This is a genomic window from Streptococcus oralis SK304, assembly GCF_000287715.1.
Classification (GTDB): domain Bacteria; phylum Bacillota; class Bacilli; order Lactobacillales; family Streptococcaceae; genus Streptococcus; species Streptococcus oralis_Y.
Map to the genome: position 1 here is coordinate 255,927 of NZ_ALJN01000006.1, position 16,735 is coordinate 272,661.

General features: G+C 43.9%; 17 protein-coding genes. 3 read left to right on the forward strand and 14 right to left on the reverse strand.

Annotation, left to right across the window (positions count from 1 at the left end; genetic code table 11):
* Window positions 1-3 precede the first annotated feature (3 nt).
* Complete coding sequence (locus HMPREF1125_RS04515) at window positions 4-552, reverse strand: CvpA family protein (RefSeq protein WP_000623527.1); 549 nt, start codon at window positions 550-552, stop codon at window positions 4-6.
* Window positions 549-851 carry a cell division protein ZapA gene (gene zapA / locus HMPREF1125_RS04520; protein ID WP_000002028.1) on the reverse strand — a complete coding sequence of 101 codons (303 nt, stop codon included), beginning with the start codon at window positions 849-851 and terminating at the stop codon, window positions 549-551. The genes HMPREF1125_RS04515 and zapA overlap by 4 nt, the downstream gene beginning before the upstream one ends.
* Before the next feature lie 87 nt (window positions 852-938).
* On the opposite strand from zapA, the gene rnhC reads away from it, so the two are divergent.
* The 3 genes from rnhC (at window position 939) to HMPREF1125_RS04535 (ending at window position 4,936) form a co-directional block, all read left to right on the forward strand.
* Complete coding sequence (gene rnhC, locus HMPREF1125_RS04525; protein WP_000146844.1) at window positions 939-1,820, forward strand: ribonuclease HIII; 882 nt, start codon at window positions 939-941, stop codon at window positions 1,818-1,820.
* A 3-nt stretch (window positions 1,821-1,823) separates the two neighbouring features.
* The gene (gene lepB, locus HMPREF1125_RS04530) at window positions 1,824-2,438 is read left to right on the forward strand and encodes a signal peptidase I (RefSeq protein ID WP_001083990.1); all 615 of its coding nucleotides are present in this window, start codon (window positions 1,824-1,826) and stop codon (window positions 2,436-2,438) included.
* A 128-nt stretch (window positions 2,439-2,566) separates the two neighbouring features.
* Window positions 2,567-4,936, forward strand: a complete 2,370-nt coding sequence (locus HMPREF1125_RS04535) for an ATP-dependent RecD-like DNA helicase (RefSeq protein ID WP_000454459.1) — start codon at window positions 2,567-2,569, stop codon at window positions 4,934-4,936.
* A gap of 47 nt (window positions 4,937-4,983) precedes the next feature.
* Here the strand turns inward: HMPREF1125_RS04535 and tig are convergent, their stop codons facing one another.
* From tig to gndA, 12 genes are all read right to left on the reverse strand, one after another.
* Window positions 4,984-6,267, reverse strand: a complete 1,284-nt coding sequence (tig, locus tag HMPREF1125_RS04540) for a trigger factor (RefSeq protein ID WP_000116507.1) — start codon at window positions 6,265-6,267, stop codon at window positions 4,984-4,986.
* 90 nt (window positions 6,268-6,357) lie between these two features.
* A complete protein-coding gene (locus tag HMPREF1125_RS04545) occupies window positions 6,358-7,014 on the reverse strand; it encodes a DNA alkylation repair protein (protein ID WP_000050037.1) in 657 nt (218 codons plus the stop codon).
* Window positions 7,015-7,647, reverse strand: coding sequence for a response regulator transcription factor (locus tag HMPREF1125_RS04550; RefSeq protein ID WP_000698404.1), 633 nt, complete (start codon window positions 7,645-7,647; stop codon window positions 7,015-7,017).
* A 13-nt stretch (window positions 7,648-7,660) separates the two neighbouring features.
* The gene (locus HMPREF1125_RS04555) at window positions 7,661-8,656 is read right to left on the reverse strand and encodes a sensor histidine kinase (RefSeq protein ID WP_000744933.1); all 996 of its coding nucleotides are present in this window, start codon (window positions 8,654-8,656) and stop codon (window positions 7,661-7,663) included.
* Window positions 8,653-9,351 (reverse strand): cell wall-active antibiotics response protein LiaF, encoded by a 699-nt coding sequence (liaF, locus tag HMPREF1125_RS04560; RefSeq protein WP_000714494.1) that lies wholly within the window; start codon window positions 9,349-9,351, stop codon window positions 8,653-8,655. Before liaF ends, HMPREF1125_RS04555 begins: the two co-directional genes overlap by 4 nt.
* Before the next feature lie 166 nt (window positions 9,352-9,517).
* Window positions 9,518-10,519: a type 2 isopentenyl-diphosphate Delta-isomerase gene (fni, locus tag HMPREF1125_RS04565; RefSeq protein WP_000210641.1), complete on the reverse strand. Its 1,002-nt coding sequence runs from the start codon at window positions 10,517-10,519 to the stop codon at window positions 9,518-9,520.
* Window positions 10,503-11,510 (reverse strand): phosphomevalonate kinase, encoded by a 1,008-nt coding sequence (locus HMPREF1125_RS04570; protein ID WP_000562390.1) that lies wholly within the window; start codon window positions 11,508-11,510, stop codon window positions 10,503-10,505. Before HMPREF1125_RS04570 ends, fni begins: the two co-directional genes overlap by 17 nt.
* On the reverse strand, window positions 11,497-12,450 hold the full coding sequence (gene mvaD, locus HMPREF1125_RS04575; protein WP_000375377.1) for a diphosphomevalonate decarboxylase: 954 nt from the start codon (window positions 12,448-12,450) through the stop codon (window positions 11,497-11,499). The genes HMPREF1125_RS04570 and mvaD overlap by 14 nt, the downstream gene beginning before the upstream one ends.
* A complete protein-coding gene (mvk, locus tag HMPREF1125_RS04580) occupies window positions 12,432-13,310 on the reverse strand; it encodes a mevalonate kinase (RefSeq protein ID WP_000163309.1) in 879 nt (292 codons plus the stop codon). The genes mvaD and mvk overlap by 19 nt, the downstream gene beginning before the upstream one ends.
* A gap of 116 nt (window positions 13,311-13,426) precedes the next feature.
* Window positions 13,427-14,464 carry a choline-binding protein CbpF gene (gene cbpF, locus HMPREF1125_RS04585; protein WP_000713619.1) on the reverse strand — a complete coding sequence of 346 codons (1,038 nt, stop codon included), beginning with the start codon at window positions 14,462-14,464 and terminating at the stop codon, window positions 13,427-13,429.
* 98 nt (window positions 14,465-14,562) lie between these two features.
* Complete coding sequence (locus HMPREF1125_RS04590; protein ID WP_000518005.1) at window positions 14,563-15,252, reverse strand: response regulator transcription factor; 690 nt, start codon at window positions 15,250-15,252, stop codon at window positions 14,563-14,565.
* An 11-nt stretch (window positions 15,253-15,263) separates the two neighbouring features.
* Window positions 15,264-16,688 carry an NADP-dependent phosphogluconate dehydrogenase gene (gndA, locus tag HMPREF1125_RS04595; protein WP_000158772.1) on the reverse strand — a complete coding sequence of 475 codons (1,425 nt, stop codon included), beginning with the start codon at window positions 16,686-16,688 and terminating at the stop codon, window positions 15,264-15,266.
* Window positions 16,689-16,735 lie beyond the last annotated feature (47 nt).

The window sequence follows — 16,735 nt, forward strand, 5'->3', positions numbered from 1 at the left end:
TTTTTATCCGATTAAATTTGTCACCCAGAGTTGTTTGATAAGGTTTGTCGTAAAAGGGACACTTTGGATGATGTGTTTGGCTACTATACTTTTTTCGAGTGAATTTTGAATGACTGCCAGAGGCACCGTTGCAAGAATGGTCAGAGCCATTTGCAAGACAAATAAGGTTACCAATAGCGACAATAGGCCTGCTCCCATACGAAACCATTTGACATCGAGCTTTTTAGTTGGAATCAAGTGTAGGAACAAACCGATAAAACGTCCGATACTGTAACAAATTCCGAAAACTAAAAGGTAGGCTAGGCCTGCATAAAAGACCTTGTCTAGGTGAAACAGCTGGTCTGAAGGGAAGAAAAAGGTGCCCTGTCCTTCCTGAGGATTGGCATAAGGGACAAGCAAGTGGAAATGATCGCCCAGTGATTTATAAAACTGTCCCGCAACGAAGGCTGAAATCACTGCCACGAGGAAATAATAAACTTGCAGGACCAAGCCTCTACGGTAGCCGATGTAAAAGCCCCAAGCCAGAAGCAATAAGAGTAGGATTGAAATCATAGGGAGTCCTCAATCTTGCTCTGTTCTTGTTTGACAGCAATCAACTTGTGGCGGAGTTCTAACAACTCTTGCTCCTTGTCATCAAATTCAATTTCACGATTGAGCTGTGTAGACAGACAATTGACCGCCAAAAGAAGCGCAATGGTTTCATCATCCGCCCCAGGCATTTGTTCTTTAATTGCTTGGTATTTTTCAGTCGCAACCTTGGCAATTTCCTCCATAAAGAGATTGTCATGCTCGGTTGTTAAGGTTAATGTCTTTTTTCCGAATGTAAACTTATATCGATTTAGATTTGCCATAAAAATTCACCTCACGATATTATACCAAATTTCACTAACTTTGTCAGTTTTTACCAATTCTCCTGCTTTTGTGGTACAATAGAGACTATGGCAAGTATCACACTCATACCAAGTGAACAAGAAATTCAGAGCTTTTTAAGTCAGTATCAAAAGGCTCTCAGTCCTAGTAAAAATCCTTATATTCGCTATTTTTTGAGACTGCCTCAGGCAACAGTTTCCATCTATACTTCTGGAAAAGTCCTCCTGCAGGGCGAAGCTGCTGAACAGTACGCTAGTTTCTTTGGCTATCAAGTTCAACAAGAAAACAGTGGACAAGATTTTCCTATGATCGGTACCGATGAGGTGGGTAATGGTTCCTACTTTGGTGGGCTTGCTGTCGTGGCTTCCTTCGTGACACCAGATCAGCATGACTTCTTGCGAAAACTCGGTGTGGGGGATTCCAAGACTCTGACAGACCAAAAGATTCGTCAGATTGCCCCTATCCTTAAAGAAAAGGTCCAGCACCAAGCGCTCCTCCTTTCACCGAGCAAGTACAACGAAGTTATCGGAGAGCGCTACAATGCTGTTTCTGTAAAGGTTGCCCTTCACAACCAGGCTATCTTTCTCCTGCTTCAAAAAGGAGTCCAGCCAGAAAAAATCGTGATTGATGCTTTTACAAGCCCTAAAAACTATGACAAGTACTTGGCGCAAGAAGCCAACCGTTTTCCAAACAAAATTAGCTTAGAAGAAAAAGCCGAGGGCAAATACCTGGCTGTTGCAGTTAGCTCTATCATCGCGCGAGATCTCTTCCTCGAAAACTTGGAAAATCTTGGACGGGAACTAGGCTATCAACTGCCAAGTGGCGCTGGAACTGCATCTGATAAGGTTGCTAGCAAAATCCTTCAAGCCTATGGCATGAAGGGACTTCATTTCTGCGCCAAACTGCATTTTAAAAATACTGAAAAAGCCAAAGTACTTCTAGAAAGGTGAGTTATGAATTCGTTTAAAACATTTCTAAAAGAATGGGGAGTTTTCTTCCTGATTATCGCGCTGGTCGGCCTTAGCCGTATCTTCCTTTGGAGCAATGTCCGTGTGGAAGGGCACTCTATGGATCCTACCCTAGCCGACGGAGAGGTTCTCTTCGTTGTCAAACATCTCCCAATTGACCGTTTCGATATCGTGGTTGCGCATGAGGAAGACGGAAATAAAGACATTGTCAAAAGGGTCATCGGTATGCCTGGAGATACCATCCGCTATGAAAATGACAAACTCTTTATCAACGGTGAAGAAACGGATGAACCCTACCTAGCTGAATACCTCAACTTGTTCAAAACAGAAAAGTTGCAAAACACCTATACTGGAAAAGGATTTGAAGGCAATAAGGGAGTTTACTTTAGAGAACTTGCTCAAAAGGCGCAGGCCTTTACAGTTGATGTCAATTCCAATACCAGCTTCAGCTTTACTGTCCCTCAAGGTGAGTACCTTCTCCTTGGTGACGATCGTCTAGTCTCTAGCGACAGCCGCCATGTTGGTACCTTCAAGGCCAGCGATATCAAGGGCGAAGCAAAATTCCGTTTCTGGCCACTTAACCGTATCGGAACTTTTTAAGATAAGGAAGAGGCCGAGAATGCTAAGTCTCAGTCTCTTTTTCTATTGCGAGAAAAAGACCTTTTAGCCTCCTAGCTTGTTGAAGAAGCTAAGGGGCCAATTCTCACGAACTCATGTAAAGGAAACCTATGGAAGTTTATTTTTCAGGCACCATTGAACGCATTATTTTTGAAAATCCCAGTAATTTTTATCGTATTCTCCTCCTAGATATCGAAGATACCAATGCGGAGGACTTCGATGATTTTGAAATCATCGTTACAGGAACCATGGCGGACGTGATTGAAGGAGAAGACTACACTTTTTGGGGGCAAATCGTTCAGCACTCCAAGTATGGGGAACAGCTTCAGATCAGCCGTTATGAACGGGCAAAACCAACTAGAAAAGGGCTAGTCAAATATTTTTCCAGTAGCCATTTCAAGGGAATTGGTCTCAAAACTGCTCAGAAAATCGTCGATAGCTATGGTGACAATACCATTGACGAAATTCTGGAACATCCTGAAAAGCTAGAAAGTATTGCAGGACTCTCTGTCAAAAACCGTGAGGCTTTTGTTTCCACCCTCCGTCTCAACTATGGAACAGAGATGGTCTTGGCTAAACTTGCCAACTACGGCATTCCCAATAAACTAGCCTTTCAGATTCAAGACTTTTACAAGGAAGAAACTCTTGATGTGGTTGAAAATTATCCCTACCAGCTGGTTGAGGATATCAAGGGCTTGGGTTTTACCATCGCTGACCAATTAGCTGCCGAACTAGGTATTGAAAGCCAAGCTCCCGAGCGCTTCCGCGCTGGCCTTGTCCACAGTCTCTTTCAAGGTTGTATGGATACAGGCGATACCTATATGGAAGCCCGAGATTTGCTGGAACAAACCCTTACTCTCCTTGAATCTTCCCGTCCCGTGGAACTGGATCCCAGCCAAGTCGCTCAGGAATTATCTCATTTGATCGAAGAAGACAAGGTCCAGCAGATTGATACCAAAATCTTTGATAACAGCCTCTTTTTTGCTGAGGAAGGCATTCGCAGTCACTTGGTTCGTATCCTTGAAAAAGAAAAGCAGAAAAATCAGGATTTGGAAACCATTCACAAGCATATCTCTACTGTCGAGCAAGAACTGGGAATTCAGTACGATACCATTCAAAAACAGGCTATCTGTGATGCTATCCAGAACAAGGTCTTTATCCTAACAGGTGGGCCTGGTACTGGTAAGACAACTGTTATCAATGGGATCATCGCTGTTTACGCCCTTTTAGAAGGGCTTGACCTCAGGAAAAAAAGCAACTTACCTATCCTTCTTGCTGCTCCAACTGGTCGAGCGGCTCGGCGCATGAATGAATTGACAGGTTTGCCTAGCGCTACTATACACCGTCATTTGGGGATGACGGGAGACGATGATACCAGTCATCTGGAAGATTATCTAGATGCCGACTTCATCATCGTGGATGAGTTTTCTATGGTGGACACTTGGTTAGCCAACCAACTCTTCTCCAATATCTCTTCTAACAGCAAAATTCTCATCGTGGGAGACAGTGACCAGTTGCCTTCTGTCAGTCCTGGACAAGTCCTTGCAGACCTGCTCCAGATACCCCTGATACCTCAGACGCGCTTGGAACGGATTTACCGTCAGAGTGAAGAATCAACTATCGTCACCTTGGCTAGTCAGATTCGACAAAGCATCTTGCCAGCTGACTTTACCCAGAAAAAAGCTGACCGTTCCTACTTTGAAATCGCTAGTGGCCATATCCCAGCTACGATTGAGAAAATTCTTGGTGCTGCCCTCAGAAGTGGCATTCCGGCTCGTGATATTCAGGTGCTAGCGCCCATGTATCGAGGAACTGCTGGTATTGATGCCATCAACCAACTCATGCAAGACCTGCTCAATCCTCAGCAAAAGGGGCAAGTTAGCTTTGAAGCAACTCAGTGTCACTATCGAACAGGGGACAAGGTTATTCACCTAGTCAACGACGCTGAAGTCAATGTCTTTAACGGAGACCTAGGCTACATCACAGACCTGATTCCTGGAAAATACACCGAGTCCAAACAAGACGAGATTATCATTGATTTTGATGGCAATGAGGTCATCTACCCACGTAACGAATGGTACAAGATTCGACTAGCCTATGCCATGAGTATCCATAAGTCTCAGGGAAGTGAGTTTCCCGTTGTCATCCTGCCCATCACCAGTGCTAGCAAGCGCATGCTGGAGCGAAATCTCATCTACACAGCTATCACACGGGCCAAGAGCAAGCTCATCCTTCTTGGCGAGTTACAGGCCTTTGACTATGCAGTCAAGCATATCGGGACTGCTCGCAAGACCTATCTGACTGAGCGCTTCAGTGATTTAATTGAAACTAATATTGAAGAAAGTAAACAAGCCTTCTCTGAAACTGCCACAGCAAGTGACTCTGAACAATCCTACATCCTCACCGAGGAAAACTGGTCTAGTATCCCAGCCATGATTGGGATTACAGATACAGATCTCAAAGAGATTTTTGGAAAATAGTGCATCAGAAAGCCCACCTAGTCAGGTGGGCTTTTTCTCTTTTAAGATTATTTTACTGTTGCAGTGCTTGTAATCAATTCAACAGCTTTTTTGATAGTGATATCGTGTTTCAACATGTCAGCTGAAAGCAAGTTTTGTACTTGAGCCACTTCCATATTGTAGTCTGCTGCCAATTGCTCAATTTCTTTTTGGATTTCTTCTTCTGAAGCGTCAAATCCTTCAGTTTTGGCAACTGCTTCGATAACAAGGTTAGTCTTCGTACGTGACTCAGCTTCTCCCTCGTATTGTTTGTGAAGGTCTTCTTGAGTAGTTCCTGTGATTTGGAAGTACATGTCAGGGTTGATACCTTGACGTTGCAAGTTTCCAAGGAATTCATTTACTGAGCGATGAACTTCTTCGTGGATCATTTCTTCTGGAAGTTCTACGATTTCAGCGTTTTCTACAGCTTTATCGATTGCTGCACCTTCAACGGCATCTTTGTATGCTTCTTCTTTAGCAGCAGTCAATTCTTTGCGGTATTTTTCTTTCAATTCGTCAAGAGTTTCCACTTCTTCGTCGATGTCTTTTGCAAGTTCATCGTCAAGAGCTGGAACTTCTTTTGCTTTTACTTCGTGAATAGTTGTTACGAATTTAGCTTCTTTACCTGCAAGGTCTTCTGCTTGGTAGTCTTCTGGGAATGTTACGATAACATCAACAGTTTCACCAGCTGAGTGTCCAACCAATTGGTCTTCAAAACCAGGGATAAATTGACCTGATCCAAGTCCAAGTGAGAAGTTTTCACCTTTTCCGCCGTCAAATTCAACACCGTCGATAGAACCAACGAAGTCGATGACAACAGTGTCGCCATTTTCAGCAACGCCTTCCTTGATAACCAATTCAGCCAAGTTGTTGCGTTCGCGTTCGATGCGTTCTTCAACGTCAGCGTCAGTTACTTCTTTTTCTACATCAACTGATACTTCAAGGTTTTTGTAGTCACCCAATTTAACTTCAGGTTTTGTCACAACTTCGGCAGTGATAACCCAGTCTTGACCTTTTTCCATTGAAGTCACGTCAATTTTTGGTTGTGCAACTACTTCAAGACCAGCTTCTTTTACTGCAGCTTCATAAGCATTTGGCAAAAGTGCGTTCATTGCATCTTGATAAAGAGCTTCTTCACCAAATTTTTGGTCGAAGATAGGGCGTGGAAGGTGACCTTTACGGAAACCTGGAACGTTAAGAGTTTTCTTTACTGAGTTAAATACACGGTCCAATTCTGGTTTGATTTGGTCTTGAGAGATAGTGAAAGTCAAGACACCACGGTTTGTTTCTTTGTTTTCAAATGATACAGACATTCTGTCATTTCTCCTTAAAATTTTTAATACAGTCCATTATACCATATAATAGCGACTTTTTTCAAGTAATGAATGCGCTTTTCAATAGTGCTAGAGGTACTTGCTCGCTTCCTTGATACTAAGTTCAGCCATTCTCTTCTTATTTTTCTCAATAAAACGTGCTACCCATTCGGGATTGGTTTTAGAGTAGTCTCTTAGAGCCCAGCCGATGGCTTTGTTGATAAAAAATTCTGTCTGGTCCAGATTGTTGAGCAGGATCTTTTCCATCAGTTGAACGTTTGTTTTTTCTTTTCTTAACAACTGGTGGTCAATAGCGACTCGCCTCAACCAGATATTATCTGATAGGCTCCATTTTAAAAGCACTTCTTCAAGCTCCTGATGGTCGGCTACCAAACTTCCTACTACTCGATCTAGGATATCTACCGTGTCCCACCAAGACTTGGTCACGACCAGACGCTCAAGCTTAGGCAAATCATCCTTCGTTAGATAAGACTGCATGGCTTTCAAATAGTTGGCAGCTACATATTGGTATTCTCTAGGCTCCTTTTCCCAGCAGATATCTACAAAATCCCAGTCAATAACTCTTGTTTTTTTCGCTTCTGGAAAATACTTTTTATAGAGGGCATTTCTTTCAGGACCTGCAATACCTAGAAAGGGAAATTGATGGCGCATATAGGCTTCCATAGGGCCTGCTTTTTCAGGGTCTTTTGCTGCTTCTAGCTCCTCAAGTAAATCTGCAAGACTCATCTAAAAGTCCTCCTGCCCGACCAAGTGGTGCTGAAAGGCATAGACCGCCGCCTGAGTGCGATCGCTGACCTCAAGCTTGGCAAGGATGTTGGACACATGGGTCTTGACCGTCTTGAGAGAGATAAAGAGTTCATCTGCAATGCGTTGATTTTCGTAGCCCTTAGCGATGAGTTGAAGTACGTCTCGCTCACGCGCAGTCAGCTCCTCATGAAGCTCCATATGATTACGGTGGTATTCAACCTTCTTGCTGACCTCTTGTTCAATGGCCAGCTCGCCAGCAGCCACCTTACGGACAGCATGGAGTAGTTCGTCTGCACTAGAAGTCTTAAGCATATAGCCTTTGGCACCAGCATTCAAGACTGGCATAATTTTTTCATTGTCCAAGTAAGAGGTGACAATTAATATCTTGGCTTCAGGCCATTCTTTGAGGATGGCCAAGGTTGCATCAATCCCATTCATCTCAGGCATGACGATATCCATGACAATGACATCTGGACGCAGTTCCAAGGCCAAGTCAATACCTTGAGCCCCATTGGCAGCCTCGCCCACAACTTCCACATCGTCTTGGAGATCAAAATAGCTTTTCAAGCCCAATCGGACCATTTCATGGTCATCTACCAGTAAAATTTTCATCTCTACTCCTTTATCATTCCTTGTCTAGCAGGGGAATACGGATATCAACCGCCAGTCCTTGCTTTGGAGCTGTCAAGAGTTGAACCGTTCCTGCCATATCTTCGACCCGCTCCTTGATGTTTCGCAGTCCATAACTCAAGTCATCTAAACTCCCCAACTGGAAACCAATTCCATTGTCCACCACTTTCAGCTGCAATTCAACATCTGTCTGATAGAGATAGACATCCAAACAAGATGCCTGGGCATGGCGAAGGGTATTGCTGATCAATTCCTGTAAAATACGGAAGATATGTTCTTCGATTTTCTTAGGCAATTTAGACACATTTTGCTTGAGACTGACCTTGAGTTCGCTCTTGTCCTCAAGCTCTTTTAAGAGGATTTGAATCCCCTCAACCAAACTCTTCTCTTCCAACTCAACAGGTCGCAAATGTAGGAGCAGGACCCGCAAATCTTTCTGGGCTGTTTCGAGAATGGCTGCAACACTTTGCAACTGGGTCTGCATCTTTTCTCTATCCAGCTTCAAAGCCTGCTGGCTGACACCTGATAAAATCATATGGGCCGCAAACAACTCCTGACTAACTGTATCGTGAAGGTCACGTGCTATCCGCTTTCGTTCTTTCTCGATGATTGCTTCTTCCTTGACCAGGCCTTGATTTTCAGCCTTTTGAACAGCCTCTGTCAAGAGGTTAAGCTTGCCAGACAAGGACTTAAAACTGGCATCCAAATCTGGATCTGCAAAGGCAACCACCTCTTTTCCTGCTAGGAGCCGCTTGAGATTAACCTGCATTTTTCTGCGAGAAATTTCTTCCATCACGCGCCAAAAAAGGACAAAAAAGAAGGTCATGGAAAGGCTAAAGACCAAAATCAAGAAGATGAGTTTCTCTGTTTTCTCGATATCCTGTAGCAAATAGGACCAATCAAGATTTAGAATATCAAGCAGACTATTAGCCAAAAAGAGAATAAAGAGGAGTGAAGTCAGCCCGATTAATAGGTACGATTGCTTTTTCATCCTCTGACCACCTCCACATCGCCAACCATAGTAGTTAGGAAAATTTTGACGCTCTTGTTACTCTTTAGATAGTCCCTGGTTTCCTGATGATAATGTTCATTACGAAGGGCTCGCTTGGGTTGATGGAGGAAAGTTAAATCTCCATAGAGGCAGTTAACACTGAGGCTGATTTCCACATCTACAGGTACGATAATCCTAGTCGTTCCGACCATCTTTCTAAGGATAATGACATTGTCATGATTGGTTAGGATAACTCTTTCCAAATGAATGGTATCCTTGCCCATGAGGCGAAAGAGATTGATATCGTCAAATTGGCAGGTCTGGTGGCTAGAGAAATGATGGAGATTGCCAAACCAAGGATTGCGTTCATTTTTAACCGTTACCACCTCTTCAAAGACCAAGTCGGTCTCCTCTCTTTCTTGATTCATCATCGGATAGAGAAGAAAGAGACTGTATATGACCGCTACAAAGATAGCTAATATCACGAAGGGGTTGAGCATGACGATGAAAAAGAAAAGAATAGTCGCCATAAGGAGGAAAACATTGTTGCCTTCTTTACCTGTATAATAGCGGAGCAAGAGCAAAAAGAGGAATAAAATCAGCAGGAAACGTGAAAAATGCTCTGATACCATCAAAATCAGAGCTCCCGTCAATAAACAGGATTCGATAAATAAAAAGATTTGAAATTTTTTCATAGATGCATCCTCTCCCTACTATTTTATCACAATTCAAAAAAGTCACCTCGGTCTGAGGATGGAAAAAGGAGATAGGACAGAAATCGCTCTTACAAGCTAGGTTCTTTCAGCCCACCACAGTTGACAAAAGGCTACAAAAAAGGGCGGGATTCTTGTCCCGACCTCTCTACATCTGATCTTTTGCTTCTTTTAATTTGCCATAAAGAATATAGTCTACGTTTTGCAGATCCGCTATGGTGGCACAATTAAGGGCACACATAATCAAACGCAGATCTTCTTTCCATCCTTGGACAATGCTAATCACTTCCCCGACCGAGTAGGTTTCAACCAATTCCAGAACGGTTCGTGACAGTCCTACAGCCTTGGCACCAAAGACCAGGCACTTAATCATATCCAGCGGATTTCGAACGCCTCCACTGACCAAGAGTTCGACCTTGTCTTTACAGTCTTGGGCATTGAGAAGGGCCTGCATGGTGGACTGGCCCCATTGATTGAGGTAATCACGCTGACCACTGCGACGATTTTCGATATAGGCAAAGCTAGTACCACCACGACCCGACAGGTCAACCGTTCGAACACCCAGTTCATAGGCTCTTTCGATAGTCTTCACATCCATCCCAAAGCCCACTTCCTTTAAAACGATTGGAACAGGGATCCGCTTGCTATAGTCTGCCAGATGCGAATACCAGCTTCTGAACTTCCTTTCTCCCTCTGGCATGAGTAATTCCTGCATGACATTGACATGCACTTGCAGGAGAAGAGGATTCATCTCTTCTACAGTCTGAAGGCCTAACTCAACAGCCTTGTCCAATCCAATATTGGTTCCAAGGAGGAGCTTTGGATGGCTAGATTTGACAGAAAAAGAATCATCTGTTGGATCTTTGAGGGCTGCACTATAAGAGCCCGTCACAAACAAAACCCCACAGGCATCCGCCACCTGAGCCAGCTTTTGATTGATTTCTCTCCCCTTATCGCTTCCACCCGTCATGGCATTGATATAAAAAGGAAAGTCCCACTTGCGACCTGCAAACTCTGTAGACAAATCAATCTCATCCAGGTCGTAAAGGGGTAGGGAAGAATGTATCAACTCCACCTCATCAAAGCTATTATAAGAACTTTTTTGCTCAAGGGCATAGCGGATGTGCTCGTCCTTACGATTTGTCGTCATATCCAATCCTTTCTTGATATAAGAGCTCAATCCCCAGATCGGCCCAGCGATTTTTTAAGGTTTCAGTTGAGTGCTCATCAAAACTCAAGGCAATCCCACAGTCACCACCACCAGCACCACTACTCTTGGCAACAGCCTGCAAATCTTGACTGGCTTCTTTCAACTGTCTCAGTGAAGGCGTGTAAATATCTGGGCTCAAACCTTCTAAAAGTTGACTGGCTGTTTCCAGCTGCTCGATAATTTTTTCTGCATGCCCCAACTCCAAGGCTTCTACCAAAGCAGACACCGTTGCTTTTGAGGAACTTAAAAAGTTCTGGTCTATGTTTTGCTTGATTTGCTGGACCATGTCACTAGACACAGCTACTTCCTTGGTCCATCCCACTAGGAAATTACATTCTAGGGCAGGTTTTACATGTGAGATGGAAAAGTCCCAGTCACGCTCCAAAACTGTCGCCACGTTTTCTTCTTCCAACCAAGCAGCTATCTTCTTTCGATCAAAAGACTGGTAGAGAACCAAATCCTCTGCCACAATACAGGCAAGGTCTCCCATGGAACCATTGTCGCCTCGCTTGAGCAAGACCGCGCTTGCCAGCTTGAACAAGAGACCCTGATCAACTGAAATATCATACAGAGCTAGCAGGGCCTTGATCACCAAGACAACGATGCTACCGCTAGAACCCAGACCAAATTTTTTCCCTTCTCGTTCCATTTTGCCACGGATTTCCAAGAAAAAAGGTCGCAAGGCTTGCCCACGATAAACGAGGAAATCTTCCACTAGAGCAATCGTTTCTTGAATCAAGCTGTAGTCAGGATTTGGCGTCAAGTCCACTGCGAAATCAAACATGTCTGAGTAGATACGATAGTTCTCAGAAAAAGCAATCTCAGCCTTCATATAGATGGGGATGGCCTTTATCAAGGCTAACTGCCCTGGCTCTAGAATAGCATATTCACCTGCCCAATAGAGTTTCCCGCACGTTTTAACAGCAATCATCTTGACTCAAATCCTTTGTTTTCGACACAATCAGGCGGTAACGTTGACCGAAGATTTCAGATAGATGATCCAAATCTTTCTCTTGACAGAGGACCTTGACATTGGGACCGGCGTCCATGGTAAAGTAGCAGGCTTCCCCTTGCTCACGAAGTTGGCGGACAAAGTCCATGGCTTCATAGGACGCATCCGTCAGATATGAAAAGGCTGGCGATGCTGTTTTCGTCGTAGCGTGCATAGCAAGGGCATTCCTCTCCGTTAATTCCCCAACCTTGGCAAAATCATTCTCTTTGAGATAGACCAGCATATCCTGATAATCCTTCTCAGACTGACGAACCCAATCATCAAAGGTCGTCGAGGTTTCCACACAAAGTTTCATTCCATCACGGCTAGAAATTGGTTTTTTCTTATCCTCTAACACCAACATAATCATAGCTAGTTTCAGGTCTGTATCAACAGAGTAAATTTCCCCACTATCCTTATCCCAGGCACCTAGTGGTCCATAAAAGCTCCGAGAGGAAGAACCTGAGGCAAACTTAGCTTCCTGCGCCAACTGACTCTGATTCAAACCAAGCTGGAAATAAGCATTACAGGCCTTGACCAAGGCGGACAAACCACTGGAACTTGAGGACAAGCCCGCTGCGGTAGGCATGTTGTTTTGGGTATCAATACGGACAAAACCCTCACCTTCTGGGCGGTAACGGTCAATGATTTTGCTCATTTTGGCATGCTCATCCTCATTCTGAAGTTGACCATTGATATAAAAGGCATCAGCAGTCGCATCCGTCGGTAAAGGCGACAAAGTCGTCTCTGTGTACATATTTTCCAAAGTCAAAGAGATACTGCTAGTAGCAGGAACCATCTCTTTTTCTTTTTTCTTTCCCCAATATTTGACAATGGCAATATTTGCGTAGGAACGTACTGTTACAGGCTTTCGATCCATGTCTGAACAGCTCCTTTCTCTTCTAATCTTTCTGCTAGTTCTTGAGCTTGAGTCAAATTGGTTGCCAAGGCTATGATACAGCCTCCTAGCCCACCACCACTCATCTTGGCACCTAGAGCACCCTGGCTCAGAGCCGTTTCAACGAGGGAGTCTGCCTCAGGGCTACTAACACCAATTTCTTTTAAATGTAAATGCGCTTGACTGAAGATTTGTCCCAGTCCCTCAGCATCTTTTCGTCTAATTGCCTCTTCTGCCTGCTGGGTCAATTCTCCCAGGGCATGCAAAAACGGCAGAGCATCCTTCCCCTTGCTTTGAACCACTTGGATGGCTTCACGAGTGTGACCATACACACCTGTATCTGCAATCACCAAATAGGCAGATAGGTTCATCTCAAGTTCTGTAAAACCAACATTCTTGATAAAGCGAATGGGCTGGTCACTGAGACAGGTCTTAGCATCCAAACCGCTTGGATTCATATGGGCAATCATCTCAGCCCGATTGACCAAGATTTCTAGTACATCATGAGGCAGGTCGGCTTGATAGTAGTCAAAAACAGCTCGAATGGCTGCTATGCTGATAGCCGCTGACGAACCCATTCCCCGTTTTTCAGGGATAGCCGAGTCAATCACACATCGAATGCAGGCTTCTTTGATATCCAAATACTCCAGCGAAGCATAAACCGCCATGGACAAGGTATCCTCCTCATAGAGACGCCACGGACTTTCAGCAGGGACCACCTTACATGTCACCTCCACCTCTAAGAGAGGCAGGGAAATGGCAGGATAGCCGTATACGACCGCATGCTCCCCTATTAAAATAATCTTACTATGTGCCTGACCGACACCAACTTTTTTTGTCATGTTTTCCTTTAACCAGACGAAAAGACCGTCTCATTTCATACAGTAGTATTTCTCCTATCTATTTTATTATATTTTCACAAAAAAAGCGATTGTTTCCTTCACAATCGCCTCTTTCATTATTGAACCCACTCGCCATTATAGTTGACCGAATAGCCTTCTACGGTCGTATTCACTGCTAAAGCACCTGAGCTGTAAGCGTAGTACCATTTGCCATTGACCTGGAACCAGCCTGTCTTCATATCTCCATTACTTGCATGTAAGTAGTACCAAGTCGAACCTTCCTGATACCAACCAGTTGCCATAGATCCTGATGAACGGAGATAGTACCACTTGTTCCCAAGGTATTGCCAGCCCGTTTTCATATCGCCATTTGGCTCGTCTAAATAATACCAAGTTGAGCCTTCCTGGTACCAACCAGTTGCCATGGCTCCTGATGAACGGAGGTAGTACCACTTATTGCCAAGTTGTTTCCAACCCGTTTGCATAATGCCAGTTTCTGGGTCTAGGTAGTACCATGGAGCCGCTTTTATTTCCTCTTCATCATATAGAAGAGAATAATCCTTGGCCCAACCACGCACTGGCTCCCCAACCGTTAAACTGTTGATACGAGCATCAAAGCCACCACTCTTCTGTAAATAATACCAATGACCCTCGTCATAAATCCAACCGGTTTTTAAAGTGTGATAGCTACGCTGATCTTCAAAATAATAGACTCGTTTCTCTGCTGGACTATCATATTGTTCCCCATGATGTTTGTTGGTATTTGTAGCAGTTTTTGCTTCTAAAACTTGCTTGCCAACAAATTCTTGTAGTACCCCATCTTGACCAAAGTAATACCATTTTGGCATTGGCATATATTCTAATCTTAAACCATTTGGGTAAGGACCAATTGTACTACCTTTAGATGGAAACGGGATATATTGCCAGCCGACAACCATCTCTCCTGATACATGATCGAAATAATAGGTCTTACCATCAATCACTCGCCAGTAGGTTTCTTTGAGTTCCCCCTTCTTGTAGTAGGTTCTACCATTTTCTTGGACAAATTGCCAGCCTTCTGAATAAGCATCATCCGCCAATACTGTGCTTGTCGCCAGCAAAGCAAAGAAAAAGACGGCTAGTCCAACTTGCATCATTATTTTAAATTTTTTCATTAGATCTTTCCTCCATAACTGATTGTAGCAAAGACTTTATTGTATGTCAATATATAGAAACTTCTCAAAAAAAGCAGTTACAAAACTGCAACTGCTTTCTATTCTTGCATGGTGTAACCGACACCACGCACGGTTTTAATGTAGCTTTTTTGACCTTTTACATCAAGCTTGCTACGTAGATAACGGATATAAACATCCACGATATTGGTCTCTGTCGCACTTTCGTACTTCCAAACACTTTCCAACAACTGCTCACGAGTCAAGACCTTCTTGCTTCCCATGAGAGTGGCCAAAAGGTCATACTCACGGCGCGTCAGAGCAATCATCTCCTCGCCACGATAAACGGTATGATGTTCTACATCCATACGCAAATTGCGGTAAGACGTTGGGACCTTCATCTGACTACAGTGTTGGTCAATGAAGTCCCGACCTCGGAAAATCGCTGAAATACGAGCCACCAGCTGATCAATAATCACTGGCTTATAGATGTAAGAAACGGCGAAGCGCTGGATTGTCTCAATCTGGTCTTGCAATTCTTCGCGATGGTCCAAGACCATGATCACTGAGGCTGGTTTTGTCCGACTAAGCCTCTCTGCAAAATCCTGGGCTGTCATATCCCCCAGACGAGCATTCAGTAAAATCAAGTCATAATCTGTCTGGAGAGCCATGGAGAGGGCTTTTTGCCCCTCCTCTACCAAATCGACTCGGTATTGCTCTTTTTGAAGTTCCAGACTGAGAAAATGAGCTAGATTTCGTTCTTTCTCAAGTAATAAAATCCGTTTCCCCATGGCAGACCTACTTATTTTTCGTCATACCAAGAGTAGTGGAATGTTCCTTCTTTGTCTTTACGTTGGTAAGTGTGGGCACCAAAGTAGTCACGTTGTGCTTGGATCAAGTTAGCAGGAAGGTCAGCTGAACGGTAGCTATCAAAGTAAGTGATGGCTGCTGAGAAGGTTGGCACTGGTACACCTGCTTGAACAGCAAGAGCTACGATATCACGCACTGCTTGTTGGTACTTAGCAGTAACATCCAAGAAGTACTCATCCAAGAGAAGGTTTGCAAGGTCTGCATCACGGTTGTAGGCGTCTGTGATCTTTTGCAAGAAACGAGAACGGATGATACAGCCATCACGCCAGATAGATGCGATGTCCGCAAATGGCAAGTTCCAGTTATTTTCTTTAGAAGCTACACGCAATTGGGCGAAACCTTGTGCGTATGAGATGATTTTTGAGAAGTAAAGGGCTTGACGGATCTTTTCGATCAACTCCGCCTTGTCACCTTCAAACTTGAAGGCAGCTGGTTTTGGAAGGACCTTGCTAGCATGTACACGCTCTTCTTTGTATGTAGAGATGTAGCGGGCAAATACTGACTCAGTGATCAGTGACAATGGCACACCAAGGTCAAGTGCTGATTGGCTAGTCCATTTACCAGTTCCTTTGTTTCCTGCAGCATCAAGGATATAGTCTACGATTGGTCCATCTTGACCTTCATCATCTTTACGGCTCAAGATATCAGCTGTGATTTCGATCAAGTAGCTGTCCAATTCACCTTTGTTCCACTCAGTAAAGATTTCAGCCATGTCTTCTGCAGAAAGGCCAAGCAAGTGTTGCATCAAGTCATAGCTTTCTGCGATCAATTGCATGTCACCATACTCGATACCGTTGTGGACCATTTTCACATAGTGACCAGCTCCATCAGGACCGATGTAAGTCACACATGGTTTGCCATCTTCTGGTGCTTTAGCTGAGATTTCTTCAAGAACATCCGCAACCAATTCGTAGGCTTCTTTTTGTCCACCAGGCATGATAGAAGGACCTTCAAGGGCACCTTTTTCACCACCAGAAACTCCAGTACCGATAAAGTTGATCCCTGAGTTTGCTAGTTCTTCATTACGACGGATGGTATCTTTGTAGAAAGTGTTTCCTCCATCAATCAAGATATCACCCTTATCAAGGTGTGGAAGAAGAGCTTGGATAGTTGCATCTGTACCAGGTCCAGCTTGAACCATCAGCATGATACGACGAGGTTTTTCGATTGAGTTTACAAAGCTTTCAACGTCATAGCTTGGCACAAAGTTCTTTTCAGGATGGCAGGCAATTACGTCTTCTGTTTTTTCTTTACTACGGTTGTAAATGGCAACTGTATAACCACGAGATTCGATATTTAGGGCAAGGTTACGACCCATTACGGCCATACCAACGACACCAAAGTTAGCTTTTGTCATGTGACACTCCTCTTGTTTAATATGTTTTATTTTATCATTTTTACCTA